Consider the following 25,177-nt stretch of genomic DNA (forward strand, 5'->3'; position numbering starts at 1 on the left):
ATGAGCGCACTGACCGTACGGAGGAAACTGTTCGTCGGCGGGGTCGCGCTCGCCCTGCTGATCGCCGCCGGGGTCTTCGGGGTCCGCGCGGCAGGGTCGGAAGGCACCCGCGTCACCGCGTACTTCGACCGGGCCGTCGGCATCTACGAGGGTTCTGACCTGCGTGTTCTCGGAGTGCGGGTCGGCCGGGTCGAGTCGGTGGAGCCCGAGGGCACGCGCGTGAAGGTCACCCTAGGCATCGACGACGGGGTGAAGGTGCCGGCCGACGCACGGGCCGTCGCCGTCGCCCCGAGCGTCGTCGCCGACCGGTACGTGCAGCTCACCCCCGCGTACACCTCCGGTGCCACGCTGAAGGACGGGGCCGAGCTGGAGGCGTCCCGCAACCGCACCCCCGTGGAGATCGACCAGCTCTACGACAGCGTCACCGAGCTGAGCAAGGCGCTCGGGCCCGGCGGCGCCAACGCCGAGGGCGCGCTGTCCGGGCTGCTCGACACCGGCGCGAAGAACCTCAAGGGCAACGGATCCGCGATGGGCGACAGCATCGAGCAGTTCGGCAAAGCCGCGAAAACCCTGAACGGCAGCAGCAACGACCTGTTCACCACCCTCTCCCAGCTCCAGTCCTTCACCACGATGCTCAAGGAGAAGGACGGCGGCGTGCGCACCGCACAGGAGAACCTCGACGACGTCACCGGCTTCTTCGCCGACAACAAGGACGACCTCGCGGGCGCCCTCAAGCAGCTCGGCGCCGCCCTCGGGCAGGTCAAGACGTTCATCGCCGACAACCGCGGCGAGCTGAAGGCGAACGTCGAACGGCTCGTGCCCCTCACCCAGACCCTCGTCGACCAACGGGCCTCACTGGCCGAGGCGCTGGACACGGCGCCGCTCGCCGCGAACAACCTCATCAACGCCTACGACCCGAAGACCCGCATGCTCATGGGCCGGGCCAACCTCAACGAGATCAGCATGGGCGGCCCGCTCCTGCCGCTGCCCGCGGTCGGCGGTGATCAGTGATGAGCGCCAGAATCCGCGTCGGCGCGGCCGCCGCGGCCGCTGTCACCGTCACCACGGCCTTCCTGTGGACCATCGGCGCCTTCACCGTGCCCACGCCGTCGTTCGGCGGCGTCGAGGACCTGCCGCTGCCCGGCGGCGCCGACCTCGGCGCCCACCCGTACTCGATCACCGCCGACATGAAGGACGTGCTCAGCCTCGTCCCGCAGTCCGCGGTGAAGGTCAACGACGTGGCGGTCGGGCGCGTCACCGACATCGAGCTCGCCGGCGGTTCCGCGTGGTCCGCCCGCGTGACCATGAAGCTCAACGGCGATGTCCGGCTGCCCGCCGGGACCAGCGCCCGGCTCGAACAGTCCAGCCTCCTCGGCGAGAAGTACGTCCAGCTCGTCGCGCCCGAGGACGGCACCGGCACCCTGGCCGCCGGCGACCGCATCCCAATCTCGCGCACCGGCCGCAACTCCGAGGTCGAAGAGGTCTTCGGCGCCCTCTCCCTGCTCCTCAACGGCGGCGGTGTCAACCAGCTCAAGACCATCACCACCGAACTCAACTCGGCCCTCGGCGGGCGCGAGAGCGAGGTCCGCTCCACCCTGCGCCGCGTCAACACCCTCGTCACCGACCTCGACGACCACCGCGGCGACATCACCGCCGCACTCGACGGCGTCAACCGCCTGTCGGCCACCCTCGCGCACCGCAAGGAGGACGTCGGGACCGTGCTCACCGACCTCTCGCCCGGCCTCAAGACGCTGGAGAAGCAGCGCGGCTCGCTCATGACGATGCTGCGCTCCCTCGACCGGCTCCAGGGCGTCGCCGTCGAGACCATCGACACCGGCAAAGCCGACATGATCGCCGACCTCAAGGCCATCGCCCCCACCGTCAAGGCGCTCGCCGACTCCGGCAAGGACCTGCCCGACTCCCTCCAGGTGCTGCTCACCTACCCGTTCACCGACGAGGTGCTGCGCGGCGTCAAGGGCGACTACCTCAACACCTACCTCGACCTCACGGCCGAGAAGGGGACGACGCTGATCCCGCCGCTGACCGACTCCGCCGGGGCTCCGTCGCCGTCGCCGACGCCGACCGTGCAGGAGGAGGGGGCGACGACGCGGAAGGGGACCGGGGCCACCAAGGGCACGTCGCCGCTGCCCCTGCCGTCGAGCGGGGGTGCGCGGTGATCACGCTCGGCATCCGGCTCAAGAATCTCGCGTTCCTCGTCATCGCCGTCGTCGTGCTGGCCTTCCTCGGCATCCGGTACGCGGACCTCGGGCGGTTCGTGGGCGCTGCGGACTACTACACCGTGAAGGTGCAACTCCCGCGCACGGGCGGGCTGTTCACTCACTCGGACGTCACCTATCGCGGGGTCTCCGTCGGCCGCGTGGGAGACATCGACCTCACCCCGGACGGGGTCGAGGCGTCCCTGCGCATCAAGAACTCCGCGCCGCGGATCCCCGACGACGCCAAGGCCGTCGTCGCCAGCCTGTCGGCCGTCGGCGAGCAGTACATCGACCTGCGGCCCGACCGCGACGAAGGCCCCTACCTCGACGACGGCGCCCACATCGACGTGACGGCGGCCAGTGTGCCGCGGCCGGTCACCGACGTCCTCGCGAGCGTCGACGACCTCACGACCTCGGTGCCGCTCGACTCGCTGCGCACGGTGGTCGACGAGTTCGGCAAAGCCTTCGAAGGGCGCGGCGAGGACCTCCAGATCCTCATGGACAACGGCACCGAGTTCGTCCAGGCCGCCGACCGGGCCCTGCCCGAGACCACGCGGCTCATCAACGACGGGCAGATCGTCCTTCGCACCCAGGCCGAGGAGAGCGCGGCCATCAAGGGCTTCGCGTCCGGCGCCAAGGACCTCGCGGCGACGCTCAAGTCCTCCGACACCGACCTGCGCCGCCTGATCATGGCCGCGCCCGACGCCGCCACCCAGCTCAGCGGCGTCCTGCGCGACATGAACCCCGAGCTCGGCGTCGTCCTCGCCAACCTCCTCACCACCTCCGAGGTCGCCGTCACCCGGCAGCGCGGCACCGAGGAACTCCTCGTCAAGCTCCCCCAGGCCGTCGCCGCGGGCGCCACGGCCATCGACGGAAAGAGGATCAACCTCGGCATGGCCGTCACCTTCTTCAAGCCCCTGCCCTGCACGGCCGGTTACTCCGGTACGCGCTACCGCCCCGGTACGGATCTGAGCGCGGCGCCCGCCCTCAACACCGACGCGCGCTGTACGGCGCCGGCGTCGAGCGGGGTCAATGTGCGCGGGTCCGCGCACGCGCCGGGCAGCGGGGCGGTCCCCGAACCCGCCCGGCCGGGCGCGCTCTCGCTGCCCTCGGTCGCGGAGTCCGGGGCGTCGTCCTCGTCCGCCGGCATGGGGGACCTCCTGGGCCTCGGGAGCACCTCATGATGCGGCGGGCCCTCGCGGGGGTGGGGCTCGCCGTAGCGGTCGGCATCGGCGGGACGGGTGCCTGGTCGTACGCGCAGGCGCGGGGCGACGACGACCTCGCGTACGGGCGGGCGCGGGACGCCGCGCTCGCCGACGGGCGGGCCGCCGTCGCGACGCTGACCACCCTGGACGCGTCGACGGCGGCCCGCGCCAAGGCCGGCGTCACCACCTGGCAGCAGGTCGCCTCCGGCCCCCTGCGCGCCGAACTCGGCCGTGTGGCCCCGGCCGCCGGGGCGTCCACGCGCGGCGTCGTCACGGACGCGGCGCTCACCGCGCTCGACGACCGCGCGGGCACCGCCAAACTCATCGCGACGGTCCGCGTCGAGACGACGCCGAAGAACGCCAAGTCCCCGACGACGGACCGCAAACGCCTGGAGGCGACCCTGACGAGATCCTCCGGTGACACCTGGAAAGTGAAGGCGCTCAGCGCGGTGCCGGTGGCGGAGGTGTCCGGGTGACCAGCGAAGCGGAGACCACGACCGCCCCGGCACTGGACGCACCCGAGACCCCGGCTCCGGCCCCGGCATCAAAGGCGGCGGCCGCCGGCGCGGAGCGCGGGGCGGACACGGACGCGGAAGCCGGGGACGCCCAGGAGGCCGCGGCGGACGGGGGCGGCGCACCGCCTCGTACCCGGCGGCAGCGGTGGCTCGTCGGCGGGGTCGCCACCGGGGCCGCCCTCGTGGCCCTGGCCGGGGGCGTGCTCTTTTACCAGGCCCATCAACTGCGGGACACGGCCGCCGCGCGGAACTCCGCCCTGACGGACGTCGAGGCCACCACCCGGCTCAACGGAGACGTGAGCAGCGCGCTCGCCAAGGTGTTCTCGTACACCCCCGACGGCACCGACGCCACGGAGCGGTCGGCCCGCACCGTGCTGTCCGGGCAGGCCGCGCGGCAGTACGCCGACCTCTTCGAGCAGGTCCGGGCGAACGCGCGCGGGCAGCACGTCACCCTCACCACCCAGACCGTGCGGGTCGGCACCGTCAGCCTCCAGGGCTCCACCGCCCACCTGCTCGTCTTCCTCGACCAGACCGCCCGGCGCGGCAGCGACAAGCCGACCACGTCCGCCGCGCAGTTGTCCGTCACCGCCCGGCTCCACGACGACGTCTGGCAGATCGTCGACCTCAAAGCCCGATGAACCGAACGAAAGGGGCGTCCATGCACCGGCTCACCCAGCCGCTGACCGTCGCCGCGCTGGCCCTCGCCCTCCTCGCGGCCGGTATCGCCGCGTGGGCCGGCTGGTCCTGGTACGGGGCCGCCCACGACGACACCGCCGGATACGCCGCCGCCCGCGACGACGCCCTGGAGGCCGGTGAACAGGCCGTCCAGAACCTCAACACCCTCGACCACGACAAGCTGGAGCCGGGGCTCGACCTCTGGGAGACCTCCACCACCGGTGACCTGCACAGCCAGCTGCTCAAGGGCCGGGCCGCGTTCACCGAGCAGGTGCGGAGCGCCAAGACGGTCAGCACCGCGAAGGTGCTGTCCGGCGCCGTCACCGAGCTGGACGAACGCGCGGGCCGCGCACGGGTCATGGTCGCGCTCCGCGTCACCGTACGGGCATCGGGCCAGAAGGCCACCGACAAGGACAGCCGCATGCTCGGCGAGCTCACGCGCACCGACGGCCACTGGAAGCTCAGCGCCCTCGGCCAGGCCCCGGTCGGCTCCACCGCGACCACCGACTGACCGGAAAGGACCGAGGGATGTCGACGACGACCCGCCATCACATCAACCGCCAGCGCCGTCTGGCGGCGGCGAGACCGGCCACGACGCAGGTCGCGGACGCACCCGCCGAAGAGGCCGAGGAGCAGACCGGACCGGAGGAGCGCACCGGGCCGGAGGAGCAGACCGGACCGAAGGAGCGCCCCGGGCCGGAGGAGCGCCCCGGGCCGGGGGAGCGTGCTGGGCTGAAGGAGCGCACCGGGCTGAAGGAGCGCACCGGGACCCGGGCCCGGCCCCGCTCTGTCCCGGCCGCCGAGCAGGACGCCCCCAAGGCCCCGGCGCGAGCCGCCCGTACCCTCCCCGCCGTCCTCTGCCTCCTCACCCTCCTCCTCGGCGCCTTCGCCGGCTGGGCGTACGCCGAGACGCGGAGCCTGCGCGACGACGCGGCGACGAGCAACACCGCGCTCACCGACGCCGCCCGCACCAGCGAGGTCAAGGGCCAGGCCGCCAAAGCGGTGAGCGCCCTCTTCTCCTACGACCACGCCGACCCCCAGGCCGAACAGAAGGCCGCCGCCGACTACCTCACCGGCAAAGCCGTCGCCCAGCACCGGACGCTCCTCGCCCCCGTACTCGCCCAAGCGGCGAAGCAGAAGACGGTCGTCACCACCACCGTCACCGACAGCGCCGTCGAGCGCATCGACGGCGACCGCGCCCGCGTCCTGGTCTTCGCCGACCAGAGCAGCACCAGCACCGCCGCGAAGACGCAGGACGCCGCCGACTACGCGGGCGCGATGCTCGCCGTCGACCTCGTCCGCCGGGACGGCCGCTGGCTGGTCTCCGCCATCGACACCTTCGGCGGCTGACCCGCCGGCGCACCGAACGGACCGAACGGACAGAAAGGGCCCCATGCGAACCCCGCGTCTGCGAACCCCGCGTCAACGAATGCGCCGCCGCCTGCGCGGCACCGCCGTGGCCGTCGCCGCGACCGCGCTCCTCACCGCCTCCCAAGCCCCCGACCTCGTCCGGGAGTTACAGGGGAAGGAGGAGGCCGGGACGACGACCGCCCTCGACGGGGAGCCGGTCGGCAACGCCGCCGGGGCGCTGCCGACCGTCCCGTCCCAGGGCGACGGCTCGTACCACACCGAGCTGCCGCCCCTGGAGAGCCCACCGGTGCCGAACATGACGTACCCGGTGCAGCGACTGCGCGCCCAGTCCGGCATCCCGGCCACCGTCCTCGCCGCCTACCGCCGCGCCGAGTCCACCGTCGCCCGCAGCGATCCGGGCTGCCGCCTGCCGTGGCAGCTGCTCGCGGCGATCGGCAAGGTCGAGTCGGGGCAGGCGCGCGGCGGCGACGTCGACGCGCACGGCACCACCCGCCACCGCATCACCGGACCCGCCCTGAACGGCGACGGCTTCGCCCTCATCCGCGACACCGAGAACGGTGCCTGGGACGGCGACGCCGTCTACGACCGGGCCGTCGGGCCGATGCAGTTCCTGCCCGGGACCTGGCGCCGCTGGGGCGCCGACGGCAACGGCGACGGCCGCTCCGACCCCAACAACATCTTCGACGCCGCCCTCGGCGCCGGACGCTACCTGTGCGCGGGCGACCGCGACCTCGGTACCGCGGCCGGTCTCGAGCGGGCTGTCCTCAGCTACAACTACTCCCGGGACTACCTCGAGCTCGTCCTGTACTGGCTGGAGTTCTACCGCGACGGCGTGCACTCCGTGCCCGACGGCCGGGGTGTCGTCCCGCAGACCCCGGGCGCCGGGTCCAGGACCCCGGCCACCGAGCCCGTGGGGCACGAGGACGACGGCGACGGCGGCGGCTCGGGTCACAAGGGCGGTGGCATCGTCATCGGGCCTCAGCCGTCGAAGAGTCCCCGGCCGACCACCAGCCCCAAGCCGTCCGGCAGTCCGAGCCCGGCCCCCGGCCCCTCGGACACCGCCACCCCGCCCACCGATCCGACGACCACGCCTCCGACCGGGGAGCCGACGGACGAGCCGACCACGCAGGAGCCCACCGACCCGGGCACGGTGACCCCCTGCCCGTCCGACACCGCCTCCCCGAGTGCGGACCCCACCCCGGCCGCCACGCCCGAGAGCCCGGACCCGTCCCCGACGGACTCCGCCTCACCGTGCGCCACACCCACCGCCTGACCCGCTCGGCGACGGCGACGACTCCCAGTTCGAGCCGATCCGGTACGTACCGGGGGCCGTCGCCGTCAGCTCCGTGAACTCGCCCCGCTCCTGCTTGCGCACCTTCAGGCAGCCCCCTTCGGACTTGAGCCAGGGCGAGTACGCGACCCGCAGCGTCGCCGTGCCCGCCCGCTCGAAGCGGACCGTGACCCGCGCCCCGTCCGAACTGACGACGGACGCGGGCGCGGACGCCAGCGGCACCGCGTCCCGCACCCGGAACACCCGCCAGTGCGCGTCCCGCCACACCGGCTCCAGATAGTCCGCGCCGCCCCGCACGAACGCCGCCTCCTGCTCGGCGTACCCGTCGGGTCTGCCCTCCGGCAGCACGACGAAGCCGACCGCCCACCGGTCCAGCCACGCCCGGTACGTCGCCGCGGAGAACGTGCCGTCGTAGAACAACCGGCCGCGCTCGATGTCCAGCTGCCGGTTCCAGCCGCGCGCCATGTTCACGTACGGGGCGAGCCGCGTCGCCTCGCGGTGGTTGCGGGCCGGTATCACCTCGACCCGGGTCCGGTCCGCGCCGAGCCGCCGCAACTCCGTCACGACCCCGTGCGTCTCCGACGCCCACGTCGGCACCTTCGTCGACACCTCCAGGTCGTCGGCCGTCTTCTTCACCACCCACGCCGAGGACAGCAGGAGCCCGGTGACCAGCACACCCACCTTCAGCCGCGTCAGGCCCGGGGTGCGCAGCGCCGCCAGGAGGACGGCCGGCGCCACCAGCTCCGCGAGCCGCTCCACGTTCGTGCCGATGGGCGAGGGGACGAGGTACGTGAGGACGGTGCCGACCGCGTACGTCGCCGCCGCCCAGCGCGCCACCCGCCAGCGCCGGGGGCCCGCCACGAGCAGTGCCAGACAGAACAGGACCGGCGGCCAGATCCGGTCGAGCGGCATCAGCTGCTCGCCCTTGAACGGGAACAGCAGCGTCGTCGTGCCCACCACCGCCGCGGGCGGTACGAGCAGCGCGCCCGCCCGGCGCCAGTCCCTCGCGCCCAGATGCCCCGCACCGGCCACCGCCAGGAACAGGCCCGCCACCGGGGACGCCATCGTGGCCAGCGCGCCGCAGACCACCGCCGTCGCCAGGCGCCAGGGTCCGCCCCTGCCGCTTCTGCCGCCCAGCGCCACACAGGCGCCGAGGCCGAACGCGACGCCGAGCGCGAACGTCGTACGGCCCGACGCCACGTTGCACCACAGGGCGAGGGAGAGCAGCACCGCCGGGGCCAGCGGACGGCTGATTTCCGACCGTGCGACATGGACCGCCCCGAGCCACGCCGCCGCCAGACCCGACACCACCGTCACCGGGCGTACCCCGAGCTCCGCCATCAGATACGGCGAGATCAGCGAGTAGTTGGCGGTGTGCATCCCGCCGTACCAGAACAGGTTGTACGCCGACGCGCCGTGATCGGCGGCGAACCTGGCCCAGGCCTGCTGGGCCGCCAGATCGCCGCCTCCGGTCGCCAGGAACAGCGCCCACACCACGTAAAGGGGCAGCGTGGGAGCGGTGGCGAGCAGCGCGACACGGTGGTGCGCGGCAAGGGTGAGGCGTCGGCGCGCGGGGGCACCGCCGAGGGGCAGGTCGACCGTGGCCACGGGTAGTCGTCCGTTTCCGTTTCGTCGCTTATAGCTGGCGTGGGCATGTTCCACGGACGAAGACGCATATGGCAACGGAAATGTTCAGCCGGTTATGGAGACTTTCAGTTCTTTCACGCCGTTCAGCCACGCCGCGCGCAGCCGGCGCGGGTCGCCCGCCAGGCGGAGGTCCGGCAGCGTGTCGGCGATCGCGTTGAAGATCAGGTCGATCTCCAGGATCGCCAGGGACTTGCCCAGGCAGAAGTGCGGGCCGCCGCCGCCGAAGCCCAGGTGGGGGTTGGGGTCGCGGGTGATGTCGAAGAGGTCGGGGTTGTCGAAGACCTCCGGGTCGTGGTTGGCCGAGGAGTAGAAGAGGCCCACGCGGTCGCCCGCCGCGATCTTCCGGCCGCCCAGTTCGGTGTCCTGTGTCGCCGTGCGCTGGAAGGAGACCACCGGGGTCGCCCAGCGGACGATCTCCTCTGCCGTGGTCGACGGGCGTCGCCGCTTGTACAGCTCCCACTGGTCCGGGTGGGTCAGGAACGCGTGCATGCCGTGTGTGATCGCGTTGCGGGTCGTCTCGTTCCCGGCCACCGCGAGCAGGATCACGAAGAAGCCGAACTCGTCGGAGGACAGGTTGCCCTCGTCCTCGGCTGCCACCAGTTGGCTGACGATGTCCTCCGCCGGGCACTGTTTGCGGTCCGCCGCCAGGTTCATCGCGTAGCCGACTATCTCCATCGCCGCCTCGGCGCCGATCTCCTCCGTGATCGCGTACTCCGGGTCGTCGTACGCCACCATCTTGTTCGACCACTCGAAGACCCGGGACCGGTCCTCCTGCGCGATGCCGATCAACTCCGCGATCGCCTGCAGCGGCAGTTCCACCGCCACGTTCGTCACGAAGTCGAACGTGCCGGTTCCGTCCGCCCGGTGGAGCGCCGACGTGACGATGTCGGTCGCTCGGGTGCGCAGTGCGTCCTGCAACGAGCGGATCGCGCGTGGCGTGAAACCGCGCTGCACTATCTGGCGCACCCGCGTGTGCTCCGGCGGGTCCATGTTCAGCATGATCATCCGCTGTGCCTCGATCTGGTCCCGGTGGATCGCGGCGTTGAAACGGATCACGGCGGTGTTGGTCCAGGAGGAGAACAGCTCCGGATGGGTCGAGACGTGCTTGACGTCCGCGTGCCGGGTGACCGCCCAGTACCCCGCGTCGTCGAAGCCGGAGACCCCCGGCTCCTGTTCGATCCAGCGCACCGGTTCCGCTTTCCGCAGTTCGGCGAATTCCGGGTACGGCACGCGGGCTTGCAGCAGATCGGGGTCGGTGAAGTCGAACCCGTCGGGCAGCGCGGGGCACGGCATGAGTCTCTCCCGAGTCTTCCGACAACGTTCTGACAGGCCGTCAGGTATGGCCCGAAAGGTAGTAACGCGTTCCAGAAGTGGCAAGGGCCGCGGGTGTGCCGGTTCCGTGGGCGGTGCTTGCACGCCCCTTGCGTACCCGGGGTAATCGCATCGAGACTGCTTACGGAACTGGTACGCGTTCTAGTTTCGGGTGTGCCGTCCGCGCCGAGCGTGGACCAGTTCTGGTCCTGCTGGTCCGGGAAGCGTGGAAGGACGACCGTCATGGCAGCCGAGCCCGTCATCGTCGAAGCCGTACGTACGCCGATCGGCAAGCGCGGGGGTGCGCTGGCCAACCTCCACCCCGCGTATCTGCTCGGGGAGACCTACCGTGAACTCCTCGGGCGCACCGGCATCCCCGCCGACTGCGTCGAGCAGATCGTCGGCGGCACCGTCACGCACGCGGGCGAGCAGTCCATGAACCCCGCGCGCACCGCCTGGCTCACCATGGGGCTGCCCTACGAGACCGCCGCCACCACGGTCGACTGTCAATGCGGGTCCTCGCAGCAGGCCTCCCACCTGACCGCCAACATGATCGCCGCCGGCGTCATCGACGTGGGGATCTCGTGCGGTGTCGAGTCCATGTCCCGCGTGCCGCTCGGGTCCGGGTCCAAGCACGGGCCCGGGAAGCCGTTCCCCGACGAGTGGAACGTCGATCTTCCCAACCAGTTCGAGGCCGCCGAGCGTATCGCCCGCAAGCGCGGGCTCAGCCGGGAGAACGTCGACTCGCTCGGGCTCATCTCGCAGGAGCGGGCCGCCGTCGCCTGGGCCGAGGAGCGCTTCAAGCGGGAGACGTTCGCCGTGCAGGTGCCCACCACCGAGGAGGAGCAGGGCGCCGGGCAGGGGATGTGGCGGCTCGTCGACCGGGACGAAGGGTTACGCGACACCTCCATGGAGGGGCTGGCCTCGCTCAAGCCCGTCATGCCCACCGCCGTCCACACCGCTGGGAACTCCTCCCAGATCTCTGACGGGGCCGCCGCCATCCTGTGGGCCAGCAAGCGGATGGCCCGTGCCTTGAAGCTGCGGCCTCGGGCCCGGATCGTGGCTCAGGCGCTCGTCGGGGCTGACCCGCACTTCCATCTGGACGGGCCTGTGGACGCCACCCGGGCCGTCCTCGGCAAGGCCGGGATGTCGCTCAAGGACATCGATCTCGTGGAGATCAACGAGGCGTTCGCCTCTGTCGTGCTCAGCTGGGCCCAGGTCTTCGAGCAGGATCTTGAGAAGGTCAATGTCAATGGCGGGGCCATCGCTCTCGGGCATCCCGTGGGGGCCGGCGGGGCTCGGCTCATCGCTACGGCCCTGCACGAGCTGGAGCGCCGGGACAAGGAGTTCGCGCTGATCTGCATGTGCGCGGGCGGGGCGCTGGCCACCGGGACCGTCATTCAGCGGCTCTGAGTCCGTTCGCCGGGTGCTTGTTCGCCGGGTGTGAAGCGCACCGGCGCCTCGAACGCCGCCCTGCGCGTCGCCCTGCGCAGCGCCTTCAGGACCGCGCCGCCCACCGTCAGCGTCAAGGCCACGGTCAGCGCGGCCCTGCCCAGGTCCCAGCCGAGCGACGTCGCCGCGCAGTACGCGAGGAAGCGGGCCAGGTTCTCGTGGAGCGCCGCGTCCGGCTGGTACGCGACCGAGGAGGCCAGCGCGTTCATGAACGGCCAGCCGGCCAGGTTCATGATCGTGCCGTACGCGAACGCGGCGAGGAAGCCGTAGGCGGCGAGCATGGCGCGTTCGGCGCGGCCGCGCAGCGCGTGCGGGGCCGGGAGCAGGCCCGCGCCCATCGTGAACCAGCCCATCGACAGCATCTGGAACGGCGTCCACGGGCCGACGCCGCCGGTCAGCAGGGCCGAGGCGAACATGCTGAGCGAGCCGAGCACGAAGCCGAAACCCGGGCCCAGGACCCGGCCGCTCAGCACCATCAGGAAGAACATCGGCTCGATGCCCGCCGTGCCCGCGCCGATCGGGCGAAGGGCCGCTCCCGCGGCGGCCAGGACGCCGAGCATCGCCACGGCTTTCGGGCCCATGCCGGACTCGGCGATCGTGGCCGCGACCACGGCCACGAGAAGGACGAGCAGGCCCGCGAAGAGCCACGGGGCATCCTGGGCGTGGGCGGTCAGCTGGGAGCCCGGCCCGGTGATCAGCGGCCAGCCGATCGCGACGACGCCCACCGCGCCGACCATCAGCAGGGCGGCGATGGAGCGGGGGCCCAGGCGGACGGGGTTGACCTGGCGGTCGTGGACGGCGGGGCTGACGCGCGGTCCCTTGCGAAGTGGGGCGGGGCCGCGCCGGGGCGCCTCCCCGGCCGGATCGGTCTTGTCGCCACCCGACGCCCTGGGCGGGTCGTCCGGCGCCGGATTCCCGCTGAGTCCTGCGGGGGCACCCCGACGCGTCCCCTCCTGTCCCGTACGCGGCCTCGCCTCCGGCCTGTCGTCCGTCATGACAGGGCCTCCTCGACCTGGGGGACCGTCAGCCAGGGTTGCGGGGCCAGAACCTTCGCCACCTGGGGCGCGAAGGACGGGGACGACGTGACCGTTTCCGGGGTCGGGCCGTCCGCCACCACCTCGCCGTCCGCCAGGATCGCCACTCTGTCCGTCAGCTCCGCCGCCAGTTCCACGTCGTGCGTTGCCATGACTATGGCGTGGCCCTGGGAGGAGAGGTCGCGGAGGATCTTGACCAGGCGTGCCTTCGCCGCGTAGTCCAGCCCCCTCGTCGGCTCGTCCAGGAGCAGCAGGGGCGGGGCCGCCGTCAGCACGATCGCCAGGGCGAGGGTGAGGCGCTGGCCCTCGGAGAGGTCGCGGGGGTGGGTGTCGTCCGCGATCCCCGGGAGGAGTTCCGAGAGGAGGGTGCGGCAGGTGCCGGGCTCCGCGGACGCGTCCTTGTCCGCCGCCTTGCATTCGGCCCCCACCGTGTCCGCGCAGAGCAGGTCCCTGGGTTCCTGGGGGACCATTCCCACGTGGCGGACCAGCTCGCGGGGGGCGAGTCGGTGGGGTGCCCTGCCCTTCACTTCCACGGTCCCGGCCGTCGGCCTGACCATCCCGACCAACGTGGAGAGGAGGGTCGACTTTCCGGCGCCGTTGCGGCCCATGAGCGCGATGATCTCGCCGCTCGAGATGTCGAGGTCCACGTGGCGCAGGGCCTCTACGCGGCCTCGACGGACACTCAGTTTCCGGACGTGGGCGAGGACAGCCCCGCCAGGGGCGCGGGGAACCGCGCGACCAGCCGCATCGGACGGACGGCCGGGTGCGGGAGCTGCCTGGGCGAGGCGGGACCGTAGCCCCGCCGCCGCGCGCCGAGCGTCCCGCACCGTGAGGGGGAGGGGGGCCCAGCCCGCCAGCCGGCCCAGGCCCACCACGGGCGGGTACACGGGCGACACCGCCATCACCGTCGCCGGGTCTCCCACCAGGAGGGGCTCTCCGGGGGCCGGGAGAAGGGCTACCTGGTCCGCGTACTGGACCACTCGTTCCAGGCGGTGTTCGGCCATGAGGATCGTCGTGCCCAGGTCGTGGACCAGACGTTGGAGCACCGCCAGGACCTCTTCCGCCGCTGCCGGGTCCAGGGCCGATGTCGGTTCGTCCAGGACCAGGACCTGGGGGTGCGTCGTCAGGACCGAGCCGATCGCCACACGCTGCTGCTGGCCGCCGGAGAGAGTGGCGATCGGGCGGTCGCGAAGGGGCGCCAGGCCCAGGAGGTCCAGGGTCTCCTCGACCCTGCGCCGCATCGTCGGGGGTGTGAGGCCCAATGACTCCATGCCGTAGGCGAGTTCGTCCTCGACCGTGTCCGTGACGAAGTGGGCGAGCGGGTCCTGGCCGACCGTGCCGACCACGTCCGCCAACTCGCGCGGCTTGTGGGTGCGGGTGTCGCGGCCGGCGACGGTGACCGTGCCGGTGAGCGTGCCGCCCGTGAAGTGCGGTACCAGTCCGCTGACCGCCCCGAGCAGGGTGGACTTGCCCACACCGGAAGGGCCCGCCAGGAGCATCAACTCGCCCTCGGGCACCGTGAGTTCGATGCCGGTCAGAGTCCGGTGCTCGGCGCCGTCGTAGCGTACGGAGACGTTCTTGAAGTGGATCATCGCGGGGCCTTCGGCGGGCGGTCGGGGGCGGGGCGGTCGGGGGCCGGGGCCACGAACGCGGGGAGCAGCGCCAGGAGGATGCCCGCCGCCGGCCAGAGGGGGAGGGCGGGCGTGGCGAGGGGGACGATCTGGGGCTGGAGCGCCGCCGGGTCGGACGCCGACGTCCAGATCATCACTGTGGCTGTCGCCGCGCCTGACGCCGCGATCAGCCAGGCCCGTACGTTCCAGACGTCCGGGCGGTAGCGGGTGCGGACCGAGCGGCGGCCGCCCAGCCACAGGCCCGCCAGCGCCGACGCCGTACCGATGAGGAGGACCGGGAGGCCGTAGTTCGCGCCGGACGCGGCGAGGAGTCCGTACGTTCCCGCGCAGACGCCGATCAGGCCGCCCAGGGTGAGCGCCGCTGTCGCCCGGCGGACGGCCGGCGGAACCTTCGCCGTGCGGCCGTAGCCCCGGGCGTCCATCGCCGCCGCCAGGGACACCGAGCGTTCCAGCGCGCCCTCCAGGACCGGGAGGCCGACCTGGAGCAGGCCCCGCAGACCGCTGTCCGGGCGGCCGCGCAGGCGGCGGGCCGCGCGCAGGCGGCGTACGTCCGCGATCAGGTTCGGGGCGAACGTCATGGCCACGACCACCGCTACCCCCGCTTCGTAGAGCGCGCCGGGGAGGGATTTCAGGAGGCGGGAAGGGGAGGCCAGGGCGTTGGCCGCGCCTACGCAGATGAGCAGTGTCGCCAGTTTCAGGCCGTCGTAGAGCGCGAAGGTCAGGCCCTCCAGGGTGACCTTGCCGCCGATCCGTACGCCTTGTGCCCAGTCGGGAAGGGGGATCTCCGGGAGTGTGAACAGGAGGTGCGTGCCGGGGATGGGGGAGCCCAGGACCGTGGCGAAGAGCAGGCGGATGCCGATCACCGCCAGGCCCAGCTTCACGAACGCCCCGTACGAGCGTGCCCAGGGGGCTTCTGTCCGGCGTGCCGCCACCACGTAGCCCGCGACCCCGATCAGGAGGGCGAGCAGCAGCGGGTTCGTCGTGCGGGACGCCGCCGTGCCCAGGCCCAGCGCCCAGATCCACCAGGCGCCCGGGTGCACGGCATTGGAACGGTGGGCCCGTGGGGCCCGCAGCGTACGGCCGGTCATTCGCGTCAGCCGCGGCGGCGCTTGGCCTGCCAGATCGCTCCGACGCCCAGCGCGGCGACGACGGCGACCCCGGCGATGACACCGACGGACGGTCCCGAGCGGGACGAGTGGGACGATCTGGCGGGGCTCGCGGACTTCGCGGCGGAGGTGTCCGTGTCCGTCACCTGCTCGCCGCAGCCGCTGCGCGGATAGCCGGAGATGGCGCACAGCAGCGCGTTGCTGTCGTAGCGCAGCGGCTCGGCGGCCGAGGCCAGCGCGTCGGCCGACGTCGCGTCCTCGCCGACCTGCGCACAGGCCGTGCGCGCCTCCGGCGGCGTCTCGTCGCCGGGGGCGTCCCGCGCCGTGCCGAAGTCGATGACCAGGGCCACGCGCTTGGTACCGGGCTTGGCCGGGGTGTCGGCGCAGACGGTGTCGAAGTCGGCGGCGCCGCGCGGCTGCGTGGCGTCCTTGGAGTCCGCGCTGACGGAGAAGCGGAAGCCCTGGACCTCGCCGTCGGCGGGGCGGGTTCCGGACGGTCCCGTCGACGCGTAGGTCCAGGCGCCGCTGTCGCTGTTCCGCTCCCAGAAGGACCAGTAGCGATAGCCGGCCGCCTGCGCGGGGACGGCGGTCAGCCCCAGGAGCGCGGCCAGCAGCCCCAGGACGAGGCCGGCCGTCATCCTCGTACGCGTCACAGCTGCGGCCTCCTGCGGCCGCTCAGCAGGAAGCCGGCGCCCACGGCGGCGATGAACATGACGCCGACGATCCACCAGGTGCCGCCGAAGCCGTCGCTCTTGTCGTCCTCGTCCTGGTACTCGTCGGCGGAGTCGGCGGAGGCGGGCGCCGGGCCCGTCTTGTTCAGGGCGCTGACCAGGTCGGTGCCCGCGAAGTCGCGCGGGTCGTTGCCGGTGGCGTGCGCGGCGAAGATCAGCTGGGCGTACGCGGCCGGGCCGGACCCGGCCGCCCAGCCCTTCGCGTTCTTCTCCAGCCAGGCGTACGGGTCCTTCGTGTACTTGACGCCCTCGGCGGCGGCGACCGCGGCGACCGCGTCCGCGGTGTTGCCGTAGTCGGGCTGGTCCTCGGCCCCGGCGAGCTGCGACTCCAGGTAGAGGTGCGTGGAGAGCTGGTTCTGGAGGTACACGGCGCCGTTGCGCGCGACCGCGTCGGGCGTCTTGCCGTCCTCGCACGTGTACGCGTCCGGGGCCTTGCCCTTGCCGGGCGCGAAGCCGGTGCCGAGGGCGCCCAGGACACCGGCGGCGGTGGCGTCGGCGTTCGCCGCGAGCTCGCCCTTCTTGTCGGGCTGGTAGGCGAGGGCGCCGCCGCCGTTCTTGCCCTCGGAGCAGGGGAGGGCGAGGGAGGCGAGGGCGTCGAGGCCGGACTTGCCGGTGCCGGACTTCACGTCGGCGGGCTTCTCACCGGCGGCGGCGAGCGCGCCGATGACGACGGAGGTGGAGTTGGCGTCGCTGTCACCGCCGGGGTTGTACCCCCAGCCGCCGTCACCGTTCTGCTTCTTCTTCAGCCAGTCGACGCCCTTGGCGACCTCGCCGTCCCGGCCGCCGACCGCGGCCAGCGCCTGTACGGCGGCGGCCGTGCTGTTGCTGTCGAGCATCGCCTTGGCGTCGCACGCCTTGCCGGGCTCGGCGCGGAACGCGGCGAAGCCGCCGTCCTCGCACTGCTGCCCCGCGAGCCAGGCGACGGCCTTCTCGGCGGGCTTCACCCCGACGGTGTCCTGCGCGACGAGGGCGAGCGACTGGCGCCATACGCCGTCGTACGTCGGGTCGGACTTCCCGTACAGGCCCGACGGGACGACGGCCTTCGGCGAGGGGGAGGCACTGGCAGCGCCCTCTGCGAACGCGGCCTGCGCGCTCACGGAGCCGATCACGACGGTCGCGGCGACGAGCGCGGCGCTGCGGCGAATGTTCATGGTGGGGCGGGTGCCTCTCCCTGCGGGGGGACCGGGCGGCACGGCACACACGGGCACCGGGCGGCTCCGGGCCCGTATACCTCGACGGTCCTGAGCCGATCACGACGCGTCCCAGGCATTCCGGTTGTACGGATCGGGGTCTCCCCTGCTCGAGCGGTATTCGAGAGCTCGGGGAGGGATCAGCGCCGGACTCGCACCGGCTTCCCCTGGGACGCGCATATGACGACCCAGCCACTGTACCGGCCCGCGTTCAGCACCCTCCGGGTGAGGCAGGCCCCCCACCGACGCCGCTCCCCCGCACCCCTGAACGACGGCACCGACCGCCCCGCTCAGGGGCGCGGGGAACTGCGCGAGCAACCACGACGCACCCGCGGACGCTGGTGGAAGCGGACCCCTACGGCGAACCGGCGGCAGCCCTACCGCACGTCGACCGGCCCGTCGTCATCCCCCCGGGGCGCCCCCAGATACCGCTCGATCCCGGCACCCGGCGAAGCCGACCCGTCCTGCCCACCCAGGTTCTTGCGGACCGAGTCGAGGATCGTCAGCCCCTGCCCGACCAGACCCGCGGCGATCTCCCCGAGCCCGTCCGCCCCGTTCAGCACATTCACGTTGGCCCCGGCCAGCCCCGCGGACGCCTCCTTGACGATCTGCGGCAACTGATCGATGAGCATCCGGTCCAGCGCGACCCGGTCATAGCTGGCCGCGGCCTCCGCCTGGATCTTCATCCGCTCGGCCTCGGCCATGGCCAGCAGCCGGATCCGCTCCGCATCCGCCTGCGCCGGCTTCACGATCTCGGCCACGAGCTGCTTCTCCCGCAGCTCGGCCTGTTTGAGCGCCAGCTCGGTCTGAGCCGTCAGAACCTCCTGCTGCGCCCGGGCGAGCGCCAGCGGCCCCGCCTGGTCGGCCTGCGCCTTGGCCCGGTCGACCTCGGCGTTGTACTCGGCCTGCACGATCGCGGTCTGCCGCGCGTACTCCGCCTGTTTGCGGGCCGCCGCCTGCTCCGCCTCGGCGGACGCCTGCGTGGCCTGCGCCTGGGCGATCTGCGCGGCCCGCTGGATGTTGGCCTTGTGCGGACGCGACATCGCCTCGATGTAGCCGGTCTGGCCGTCGTCGATGGACTGGATCTGCAGCGAGTCGACGTGCAGCCCGATCTTCGCCATCTCGGCCTTGGACGTGTCCAGGACCTCCGTCGCCAGTTTCTGCCGCTCGGTGACGATCTCCTCCACCGTCATCGAGCCGATGATGGAGCGCAGATGCCCGGCGAAGATCCGCCCGGTGAGGACGGACATCTGCTCCTGGTCGGAGAGGAAGCGCTGACCGGCGTTGACGATCGACTCGTGGTCGTTGCCGACCTTGAACGCGATGACGGCGCGCACGGTGAGGGCGATGCCCTGCCGGGTCACGCACTTCTCCTGGACCTCCGCCTCGCTCATGGCGAGGGAGAGGAAGCGGGTCTTGCGGAAGACGGGCAGGACGAACTTCCCGTGCCCGGTGACGACGCGGAACGGCGCTCCCCCAAGTCCCCGCCTGCCGCCCGAGATCAGCATCGCCTCGTCGGGTGCGGGAACGCGATATCCGAACATCCCTGATGTCTCCTTAGCGGGCGCCGCCGTCGCCGCCGAGCGGCGGTTCGAGGAGTGGATCGCTCCAGGCCATGACGGTCACCTCGCGGTGCCCGAGGGACTCGACGACCAGCACCGTCGTCTCGCGGATCAACGGCTCCTCGGAGTACGCGATGAACGTCTCCGTGCCGCCCCTGATCCGTACCAGAACCTCGCCGGGCCCGTCGGTCCCACGGGTGCCGACGACCAGTTTCCCCGTACAGCCGACCACAGCCTCGTCCGGCGCCATCGGCGGCCGCCCCCTTGTCGTTCCAGCTCAAGTGAGCCCTTGAAGGCCAGACCCTACGCCTGCGGGCAGGGCCCTTCCATCTACGCGCGGCAAAGATCCGCCGCCGGTCGCGGGGGCTCCGCGTACCTCACCGGACGGCCGCCGCGTACGTCACCGGATCGCTCCCCGCGACGGTCTCCACGCGCCCCAGTTTCACCAGGCGGCGCAGGTGCGCCTCGGCCTCGGAGACCGCGATGTTGCGGGAGCCGTACGGGATGTCGGCCCAGGGCCGGTTCCACTCCATGCGCTCGGCGAGCTGCCAGGGGGTGAGCGGCGCGGACAGCAGCCCGTGCAGGTCGCTCAGCCGCTCCTCGTGGTGGACGAGCAGCTCGCGCACCCGCGCGGGCGCGTCGGTGAAGGCGTGCTGGTGGGCGGGGAGCACTTCCGCCGGGGCGAGGCGCCCGACGCGTTCGAGGGAGTCGAGGTAGTCGCCGAGCGGGTCGGCGGAGCCCTCCTCGGCGGACGGGTCCTCGTACAGGCCGATGTGCGGGCTGATGCCGGGCAGGACGTGGTCGCCGGAGAACAGGCGGCCGTTGCCCGCGAGGCCCGACGGGTGGGCCTCCTCCAGGTGCAGGCAGACGTGGCCCGGCGTGTGGCCGGGCGTCCAGATCGCGCGCAGGCGGCGGCCCGGCAGGCCGAGGAGGTCGCCGGGGGTGATCGTGCGGTCGGGCAGGGCCGCGTCGAGGCCGGGCAGGCGGCGCGGGCGGCCCGTCTCGGCGGCGGCGAGCAGCGGCGCCACATGCTCCTCGGGCGCACCGGCCGCGAGCAGCTTCGCTCCCATGTACGCGTACCAGCGCGCGGGCGGGTTCTCACGGGTGCGGCGCACGACGGCCGCGTCCGCCTCGTGCATGGCGATCCACGCGCCGGACGCCTCGCGGACCTTCGCGGACAGACCGTGGTGGTCGGGGTGGTGGTGGGTGACGAGGACGCCGGTGAGGTCGGTGACCGTGGTGCCGCAGGCCGACAGGCCCTCCGTCAGCGCGGTCCAGGACGCCGGGTCGTCCCAGCCGGTGTCGATGAGGACCGGGCCCGCGTCGGTGTCCAGGAGGTGGACGAGGGTGAAGCCGAGGGGGTTGTCGGGGATCGGCACGCGGATGCTGTGCACGCCCCCGCCGTGGTCGGTCACCCGCGTCGCCCGTGCCGTCCCAGTCGGTCCTGTCATCGGGGGTGCCCCTCCGCCGCCGAGTGCGCTCGTCGCCGCGCCGAACTGCCGCCACTGTAAACGAACTTGTAGAACTTGTTTCACTGCTTCCGCCACCCAACTGGAACTGGTAACAGTTCTGATGCATCGTCAGAAGACTGCGTACGGGAACTTCACCGGGAACTTCACCGAAGCGGAAGCGGTGGTCGCCATGACCGAGCTCGTGGAACACAACCAGCTGTACATCGGCGGGGAGCTGACCGACCCCCTCGGCAAGGACGTCATCGAGGTCGTCTCCCCGCACACCGGCGAGGTCTTCGGCCGCGTGCCGCACGCCGCGCCCGCCGACGTGGACCGGGCCGTCGCCGTCGCCCGCCGCGCCTTCGACGAGGGGCCCTGGCCGCGCATGAGCCTCGACGAGCGGATCGCCGTCGTCACCCGCGTCAAGGACGCCATCGCCGTGCGGCACGAGGAGATCGCCAGGGTCATCTCGCGGGAGAACGGGTCGCCCTACTCGTGGTCCGTCCTCGCCCAGGCGCTCGGCGCGATGATGGTGTGGGACTCCGCGATCAACGTCGCGCGCGCGTTCACCTACGAGGAGACCCGCGACGGCGCCCTCGGGAAGCTGCTCGTGCGGCGGGAGCCGGTCGGCGTCGTCGCCGCCGTCGTGCCGTGGAACGTGCCGCAGTTCGTGGCCGCCGCCAAGCTCGCGCCCGCGCTCCTCACCGGCTGCTCGGTCGTCCTGAAACCGTCGCCCGAGTCGCCGCTCGACGCGTACATCCTCGGCGAGATCGCCCGCGAGGCCGGGCTGCCCGAAGGTGTGCTGTCCATCCTTCCCGCCGACCGCGAGGTGAGCGAGTACCTCGTCGGGCATCCGGGCATCGACAAGATCTCGTTCACCGGGTCCGTCGCCGCCGGCAAGCGCGTCATGGAGGTCGCCTCTCGTCATCTGACGCGGGTGACCCTGGAGCTGGGCGGCAAGTCCGCCGCCGTCGTGCTGCCCGACGCCGACGTCGAGTCGACCGTCGCCGGGGTCGTGCCCGCCGCCTGGATGAACAACGGGCAGGCGTGCGTGGCACAGACCCGCATCCTGCTGCCGCGCTCGCGCTACGACGAGTTCGCCGAGGCGTTCACCGCCGCCGCCTCCGCCCTCGTCGTCGGTGATCCGCTCGACCCCGCCACCCAGGTCGGACCGCTCGTCGCCCAGCGCCAGCAGCGGCGCAACCTCGACTACATCCGTATCGGGCAGGAGGAGGGCGCCAAGGTCCTCACCGGCGGTGGCGCGCCCGGCAAGGCCGGGCTCGAACACGGCTGGTACGTCGAGCCGACCCTCTTCGGCGACGTCCACAACGGCATGCGCATCGCCCGCGAGGAGATCTTCGGTCCCGTCATCTGCCTCCTGCCGTACGGGGACGAGGCCGAGGCCGTGAAGATCGCCAACGACTCCGACTACGGGCTCAGCGGCAGTGTGTGGACCGCCGATGCCGGACACGGCATCGACATCGCGCGGCAGGTGCGCACCGGCACGTACAACGTCAACACCTTCAGCCTCGACATGCTCGGGCCCTTCGGCGGCTACAAGAACAGCGGCCTGGGACGGGAGTTCGGGCCAGAGGGGTACGGCGCCTACCTGGAGCACAAGATGATCCACCTGCCCGCCGGATACGCACCCGAGGCGACCGAGGAGGGCTGAGCATGGGCGATCGCTGGCATGTGGAGGTCGACCGGGGCGTCTGCATCGGCTCGGGCATGTGTGTGCACCACGCGCCCGGCGCCTTCCGCCTCGACACGGCGCGCCAGTCCCACCCCGAGGAGTCCGAGACCGACGCCAACGAGAACGTCCTGGCGGCGGCGGAAGGCTGTCCCGTCGAGGCCATCATGATCTCCATCGCCGACGGCGGGGAGCCGGTCTTTCCGCCCGAGGAATGAAGCGAATCCTGAATGGCATCGGCACGCGTCTGTCGAATATGCGTACGGTTGATTTCGAACGAGGCGAACACTACTTACCTCGTGCGTTCCGCATGCTTTTCTGATGACAGCTGTGACTGTCCGCCCTCCTTGGCCGCATGCGAATCTCATTGCCGTCCGAACAACGGGATGACAACGGGATGCCGAGGAGGGCGGACCACGCCATGGACAAGCGGTACGAGGTCTACGCCCTTGCCGACCCACATTTCTACGAGACGCCGGAGCGGCTCGCCGGCGACGGGAAAGCGCGCGCCCTGCCCGAGTTCGAGACGGCCCGCAGGGCGATACCCGACGGATGGCGCTCGGACACCAACGGGGAATGGCTGAATCTCACCCCGCTCGGCGCCGACGGCACGCCCCGCCAGGGCTCGAAGCAGGGCTGGAAGATCCACGCATCGGCCACCCGGGGCGGCGCCGAGAAGACGGCTTCGATCGTCTGGGACTATTGCGTGCCGCGCGGTATTCCGTTCAAGTTCGTGCCGGCGCCGCACCTTCTGCACCTGCGGAACGCCAAATACGCGGGCCGCGACACCAGCGGGAAATTCGTCACCGTCTATCCGGCCGACGACGGACAATGCCACCGAATACTCGAAGAACTGGGCGAACTCCTGCGCGGGTTCGACGGGCCCTACATTCTCACCGACCTGCGCTGGGGCGACGGTCCGCTCTACGTGCGCTACGGCGCCTTCGCCCGCCGCATGGTCGTCGATGAACGCGGGGTACTTGTCACAGCCATCGAGGACGGCGAAGGCCGTCTCGTGCCCGACAACAGAGAGCCCGCGTTCCACGTCCCCGACTGGGTGCCCCTGCCCGCCTTCCTCAAACCTCACTTCGACGCCCGCAACGCGCAGACCGTCGCCGATCTTCCGTACCGCTTCGAGAAGGCCCTGCACTTCTCCAACGGGGGCGGCGTCTACCGGGGCACCGACACCCGCGACGGGCGCAAGGTCGTCCTCAAGGAGGGGCGTCCGCACGCCGGTCTGGCCGCCGACGGGGCCGACGCCATCGCCCGCCTGGAGCGCGAGAAGGCCGCCCTCGAACGGCTCTCCGGGCTCGGGGTCGCTCCCGAGGTGCGGGACTGGTTCCTCATCGGCGACCACCGCTTCCTCGTCATGGACCACGTGGAGGGGCGGCCGCTCAACGCGTTCTTCGCCGAGCGGCACCCGCTGCTGTCGCCCGCCCCCGACCCGGCCGCCGTCGCCGCCTACGCGGACTGGGTGCTGGGGATCAACGCCGCCGTCGAGAAGGCCGTCGCCGCCGTCCACGAGCGCGGCATCGTCTTCAACGACCTGCACCTGTTCAACATCATGGTCGACCCCGACGAGCAGAGCGTCACCCTCATCGACTTCGAGGCCGCCACCCGCGCCGAGGAGAACGGCAGCCAGATGCTGGCCCACCCCGGCTTCTGGGCGCCCCTGGACCGCACCGGCACCGACATCGACCGCTACGCCCTCGCCTGTCTGCGGATCGCCTTGTTCCTGCCGGTCACGACCCTGTTCGTGGTGGACCGCGCCAAGGCCGCGCACCTGGCCGACATCATCGCCGCCGAGTTTCCCACCGTTCCCCGGGAGTTCCTCGACGAAGCCGTCGCCGAGATCACCCGCGGGAGCGCGGACGCGCCGCCGGTCACGGGGAGGGGAGCGACCGGCGCCGCTCCGCGTGTCGAGCCCGGCGACTGGCCCGCCGCCCGCGACTCCATGGCCGCCGCCATCCTCGCCTCGGCCACCCCGGACCGCGACGACCGGCTCTTCCCCGGCGACGTCGCCCAGTTCGCCACCGGCGGCGGCCTCGGCCTCGCCCACGGCGCGGCCGGTGTCCTCCTCGCCCTCGACCAGACCGGCGCCGCCCGCTACGAGCAGGGCGAGCAGTGGCTCCTCGACCACACAGAACCCGTGCCGCCCGGCACCGCGCTCGGCCTCTACGACGGCATCGCCGGGATCGCCTACGCCATGGAGCGCATGGGGCACCGGCAGCGCGCCCTCGACCTCGTCGACCGCCTGCTCGGCGAGAAGTGGCAGCGGCTCTCCACCGGCCTGAACGGCGGGCTCGCCGGCGTCGGCCTCGTCCTCGACCACCTCGCCCGCGCCACCGGCGAGAGCGCCCTCGCCGACCGCGCCCTGGAGGCGGCCCGGATCGTCGCCGACCGGATCATCCACGTACGCGACACGGACCGGACCCCCGCCTCCAAACGGCGGGCCGGGCTGATGCGCGGCCTCAGCGGGCCCGCCCTGTTCCTGCTGCGGCTGTACGAGCACACGGGGGACCCGGTCCATCTCGAACTCGCCGGCACGGCTCTTGAGCTGGACCTCGATCGCTGTCGCAGCTCGTCCGACGGCGGGCTCCACGTCGACGAGGGCTGGCGCACCATGCCCTACCTCGGGGACGGCAGCGCCGGGGTCGGCATGGTCCTCGACGACCATCTCCGGATCGCCCCGGCGGGCGCGGATCTCGGCGGGCGCGACCTCGAACAGGTCCGCGCGTCCATCGTCACCGCCGCCACCTCACGCTTCTACGTCCAGCCCGGCCTCCTCGAAGGACGCGCCGGGATGATCCTGCACCTCGCCCGCACCACGGCGCCCGGCGCCACGGAGGCGCGGCTCGCCGGGCAGATCGACGCCCTCGGCTGGCTGTCGATGCCGTACAAGGGCGAACTCGCCTTCCCCGGGCACCAGATGATGCGCCTGTCCATGGACCTCGGCACCGGAACGGCAGGGTGCCTGCTCGCGCTCGGCGCGGCCATGGACCCGGAACGCGGCGTCCACCTGCCGTTCCTCCCGCCCCCGCGGCGGCCCTGAAGCCGGCTCCGGCACCGTCCGGAGTCGTGACACAACAACCGCACAGC

22 protein-coding genes are annotated in these 25,177 nt (G+C 72.3%); 12 read left to right on the forward strand and 10 right to left on the reverse strand.

Translation table 11 applies throughout. From position 1 onward, the window contains the following. From ACH4RC_RS07405 to ACH4RC_RS07440, 8 genes are read left to right on the forward strand one after another with little or no spacing between them, the layout of a single operon-like run. Window positions 1-1,011: an MCE family protein gene (locus ACH4RC_RS07405; protein ID WP_398196497.1), complete on the forward strand. Its 1,011-nt coding sequence runs from the start codon at window positions 1-3 to the stop codon at window positions 1,009-1,011. Further along, window positions 1,011-2,177, forward strand: coding sequence for an MCE family protein (locus ACH4RC_RS07410; RefSeq protein ID WP_398196500.1), 1,167 nt, complete (start codon window positions 1,011-1,013; stop codon window positions 2,175-2,177). Before ACH4RC_RS07405 ends, ACH4RC_RS07410 begins: the two co-directional genes overlap by 1 nt. Then, window positions 2,174-3,400: an MCE family protein gene (locus ACH4RC_RS07415; RefSeq protein WP_398196503.1), complete on the forward strand. Its 1,227-nt coding sequence runs from the start codon at window positions 2,174-2,176 to the stop codon at window positions 3,398-3,400. Before ACH4RC_RS07410 ends, ACH4RC_RS07415 begins: the two co-directional genes overlap by 4 nt. Next, complete coding sequence (locus ACH4RC_RS07420; protein WP_398197824.1) at window positions 3,400-3,897, forward strand: hypothetical protein; 498 nt, start codon at window positions 3,400-3,402, stop codon at window positions 3,895-3,897. Before ACH4RC_RS07415 ends, ACH4RC_RS07420 begins: the two co-directional genes overlap by 1 nt. After that, window positions 3,894-4,574 carry a hypothetical protein gene (locus ACH4RC_RS07425; RefSeq protein WP_398196506.1) on the forward strand — a complete coding sequence of 227 codons (681 nt, stop codon included), beginning with the start codon at window positions 3,894-3,896 and terminating at the stop codon, window positions 4,572-4,574. The genes ACH4RC_RS07420 and ACH4RC_RS07425 overlap by 4 nt, the downstream gene beginning before the upstream one ends. A 20-nt stretch (window positions 4,575-4,594) precedes the next feature. Next, complete coding sequence (locus tag ACH4RC_RS07430) at window positions 4,595-5,122, forward strand: nuclear transport factor 2 family protein (RefSeq protein WP_398196509.1); 528 nt, start codon at window positions 4,595-4,597, stop codon at window positions 5,120-5,122. Window positions 5,123-5,139: 17 nt separating this feature from the next. Further along, window positions 5,140-5,961: a hypothetical protein gene (locus ACH4RC_RS07435; protein WP_398196512.1), complete on the forward strand. Its 822-nt coding sequence runs from the start codon at window positions 5,140-5,142 to the stop codon at window positions 5,959-5,961. Between the two features lie 43 nt (window positions 5,962-6,004). Then, window positions 6,005-7,255: a lytic transglycosylase domain-containing protein gene (locus tag ACH4RC_RS07440; protein ID WP_398196515.1), complete on the forward strand. Its 1,251-nt coding sequence runs from the start codon at window positions 6,005-6,007 to the stop codon at window positions 7,253-7,255. Here ACH4RC_RS07440 and ACH4RC_RS07445 read toward each other — a convergent pair. Together ACH4RC_RS07445 and ACH4RC_RS07450 are read right to left on the reverse strand one after the other, a co-directional pair. After that, the gene (locus ACH4RC_RS07445; protein WP_398196517.1) at window positions 7,229-8,881 is read right to left on the reverse strand and encodes a hypothetical protein; all 1,653 of its coding nucleotides are present in this window, start codon (window positions 8,879-8,881) and stop codon (window positions 7,229-7,231) included. The genes ACH4RC_RS07440 and ACH4RC_RS07445 overlap by 27 nt on opposite strands. 84 nt (window positions 8,882-8,965) lie before the next feature. Continuing rightward, a complete protein-coding gene (locus tag ACH4RC_RS07450; protein WP_398196520.1) occupies window positions 8,966-10,213 on the reverse strand; it encodes a cytochrome P450 in 1,248 nt (415 codons plus the stop codon). A gap of 261 nt (window positions 10,214-10,474) precedes the next feature. Between ACH4RC_RS07450 and ACH4RC_RS07455 the strand changes: the two genes are divergently transcribed. Further along, the gene (locus tag ACH4RC_RS07455; protein WP_398196523.1) at window positions 10,475-11,644 is read left to right on the forward strand and encodes a steroid 3-ketoacyl-CoA thiolase; all 1,170 of its coding nucleotides are present in this window, start codon (window positions 10,475-10,477) and stop codon (window positions 11,642-11,644) included. Here the strand turns inward: ACH4RC_RS07455 and ACH4RC_RS07460 are convergent. The 8 genes from ACH4RC_RS07460 to ACH4RC_RS07495 form a co-directional block, all read right to left on the reverse strand. Next, a complete protein-coding gene (locus ACH4RC_RS07460) occupies window positions 11,632-12,678 on the reverse strand; it encodes an ECF transporter S component (protein WP_398196526.1) in 1,047 nt (348 codons plus the stop codon). The genes ACH4RC_RS07455 and ACH4RC_RS07460 overlap by 13 nt on opposite strands. Further along, entirely contained in the window at window positions 12,675-14,309 is a 1,635-nt protein-coding gene (locus tag ACH4RC_RS07465) for an ABC transporter ATP-binding protein (RefSeq protein ID WP_398196529.1), read from the reverse strand. Before ACH4RC_RS07465 ends, ACH4RC_RS07460 begins: the two co-directional genes overlap by 4 nt. Next, window positions 14,306-15,436, reverse strand: a complete 1,131-nt coding sequence (locus tag ACH4RC_RS07470; RefSeq protein ID WP_398196532.1) for an energy-coupling factor transporter transmembrane component T — start codon at window positions 15,434-15,436, stop codon at window positions 14,306-14,308. The genes ACH4RC_RS07465 and ACH4RC_RS07470 overlap by 4 nt, the downstream gene beginning before the upstream one ends. A gap of 5 nt (window positions 15,437-15,441) precedes the next feature. Next, a complete protein-coding gene (locus tag ACH4RC_RS07475; protein WP_398197826.1) occupies window positions 15,442-16,092 on the reverse strand; it encodes an SCO2322 family protein in 651 nt (216 codons plus the stop codon). Window positions 16,093-16,103: 11 nt separating this feature from the next. Next, on the reverse strand, window positions 16,104-17,336 hold the full coding sequence (locus ACH4RC_RS07480; protein ID WP_398196535.1) for a prenyltransferase/squalene oxidase repeat-containing protein: 1,233 nt from the start codon (window positions 17,334-17,336) through the stop codon (window positions 16,104-16,106). 416 nt (window positions 17,337-17,752) lie between these two features. Beyond that, window positions 17,753-18,919: a flotillin family protein gene (locus tag ACH4RC_RS07485; protein ID WP_398196538.1), complete on the reverse strand. Its 1,167-nt coding sequence runs from the start codon at window positions 18,917-18,919 to the stop codon at window positions 17,753-17,755. 13 nt (window positions 18,920-18,932) lie between these two features. Further along, window positions 18,933-19,187, reverse strand: coding sequence for a hypothetical protein (locus tag ACH4RC_RS07490; protein ID WP_398196540.1), 255 nt, complete (start codon window positions 19,185-19,187; stop codon window positions 18,933-18,935). 127 nt (window positions 19,188-19,314) lie between these two features. Next, window positions 19,315-20,388 (reverse strand): MBL fold metallo-hydrolase, encoded by a 1,074-nt coding sequence (locus tag ACH4RC_RS07495; protein ID WP_398196543.1) that lies wholly within the window; start codon window positions 20,386-20,388, stop codon window positions 19,315-19,317. 190 nt (window positions 20,389-20,578) lie between these two features. Between ACH4RC_RS07495 and ACH4RC_RS07500 the strand changes: the two genes are divergently transcribed. From ACH4RC_RS07500 to lanKC, 3 genes are all read left to right on the forward strand, one after another. Beyond that, window positions 20,579-22,060: an aldehyde dehydrogenase gene (locus tag ACH4RC_RS07500; RefSeq protein ID WP_398197828.1), complete on the forward strand. Its 1,482-nt coding sequence runs from the start codon at window positions 20,579-20,581 to the stop codon at window positions 22,058-22,060. Between the two features lie 2 nt (window positions 22,061-22,062). Continuing rightward, window positions 22,063-22,296: a ferredoxin gene (locus tag ACH4RC_RS07505; protein ID WP_398196546.1), complete on the forward strand. Its 234-nt coding sequence runs from the start codon at window positions 22,063-22,065 to the stop codon at window positions 22,294-22,296. Window positions 22,297-22,499: 203 nt separating this feature from the next. After that, entirely contained in the window at window positions 22,500-25,130 is a 2,631-nt protein-coding gene (lanKC, locus tag ACH4RC_RS07510) for a class III lanthionine synthetase LanKC (protein ID WP_398196549.1), read from the forward strand. Window positions 25,131-25,177 lie beyond the last annotated feature (47 nt).

Origin of the sequence: Streptomyces sp. NPDC016845, assembly GCF_044332585.1 — a bacterium.
Lineage (GTDB): Bacteria > Actinomycetota > Actinomycetes > Streptomycetales > Streptomycetaceae > Streptomyces.

Coding starts and splice junctions, on each gene's coding strand:
- ACH4RC_RS07405 (WP_398196497.1), top strand. CDS start 1: ATGAGCGCACTGACCGTACGGAGGAAACTGTTCGTCGGCGGGGTCGCG.
- ACH4RC_RS07410 (WP_398196500.1), top strand. CDS start 1,011: ATGAGCGCCAGAATCCGCGTCGGCGCGGCCGCCGCGGCCGCTGTCACC.
- ACH4RC_RS07420 (WP_398197824.1), top strand. CDS start 3,400: ATGCGGCGGGCCCTCGCGGGGGTGGGGCTCGCCGTAGCGGTCGGCATC.
- ACH4RC_RS07430 (WP_398196509.1), top strand. CDS start 4,595: ATGCACCGGCTCACCCAGCCGCTGACCGTCGCCGCGCTGGCCCTCGCC.
- ACH4RC_RS07435 (WP_398196512.1), top strand. CDS start 5,140: ATGTCGACGACGACCCGCCATCACATCAACCGCCAGCGCCGTCTGGCG.
- ACH4RC_RS07440 (WP_398196515.1), top strand. CDS start 6,005: ATGCGAACCCCGCGTCTGCGAACCCCGCGTCAACGAATGCGCCGCCGC.
- ACH4RC_RS07450 (WP_398196520.1), bottom strand. CDS start 10,213: ATGCCGTGCCCCGCGCTGCCCGACGGGTTCGACTTCACCGACCCCGAT.
- ACH4RC_RS07455 (WP_398196523.1), top strand. CDS start 10,475: ATGGCAGCCGAGCCCGTCATCGTCGAAGCCGTACGTACGCCGATCGGC.
- ACH4RC_RS07460 (WP_398196526.1), bottom strand. CDS start 12,678: ATGACGGACGACAGGCCGGAGGCGAGGCCGCGTACGGGACAGGAGGGG.
- ACH4RC_RS07465 (WP_398196529.1), bottom strand. CDS start 14,309: ATGATCCACTTCAAGAACGTCTCCGTACGCTACGACGGCGCCGAGCAC.
- ACH4RC_RS07470 (WP_398196532.1), bottom strand. CDS start 15,436: ATGACCGGCCGTACGCTGCGGGCCCCACGGGCCCACCGTTCCAATGCC.
- ACH4RC_RS07475 (WP_398197826.1), bottom strand. CDS start 16,092: ATGACGGCCGGCCTCGTCCTGGGGCTGCTGGCCGCGCTCCTGGGGCTG.
- ACH4RC_RS07480 (WP_398196535.1), bottom strand. CDS start 17,336: ATGAACATTCGCCGCAGCGCCGCGCTCGTCGCCGCGACCGTCGTGATC.
- ACH4RC_RS07485 (WP_398196538.1), bottom strand. CDS start 18,919: ATGTTCGGATATCGCGTTCCCGCACCCGACGAGGCGATGCTGATCTCG.
- ACH4RC_RS07490 (WP_398196540.1), bottom strand. CDS start 19,187: ATGGCGCCGGACGAGGCTGTGGTCGGCTGTACGGGGAAACTGGTCGTC.
- ACH4RC_RS07495 (WP_398196543.1), bottom strand. CDS start 20,388: ATGACAGGACCGACTGGGACGGCACGGGCGACGCGGGTGACCGACCAC.
- ACH4RC_RS07500 (WP_398197828.1), top strand. CDS start 20,579: ATGACCGAGCTCGTGGAACACAACCAGCTGTACATCGGCGGGGAGCTG.
- ACH4RC_RS07505 (WP_398196546.1), top strand. CDS start 22,063: ATGGGCGATCGCTGGCATGTGGAGGTCGACCGGGGCGTCTGCATCGGC.
- lanKC (WP_398196549.1), top strand. CDS start 22,500: ATGGACAAGCGGTACGAGGTCTACGCCCTTGCCGACCCACATTTCTAC.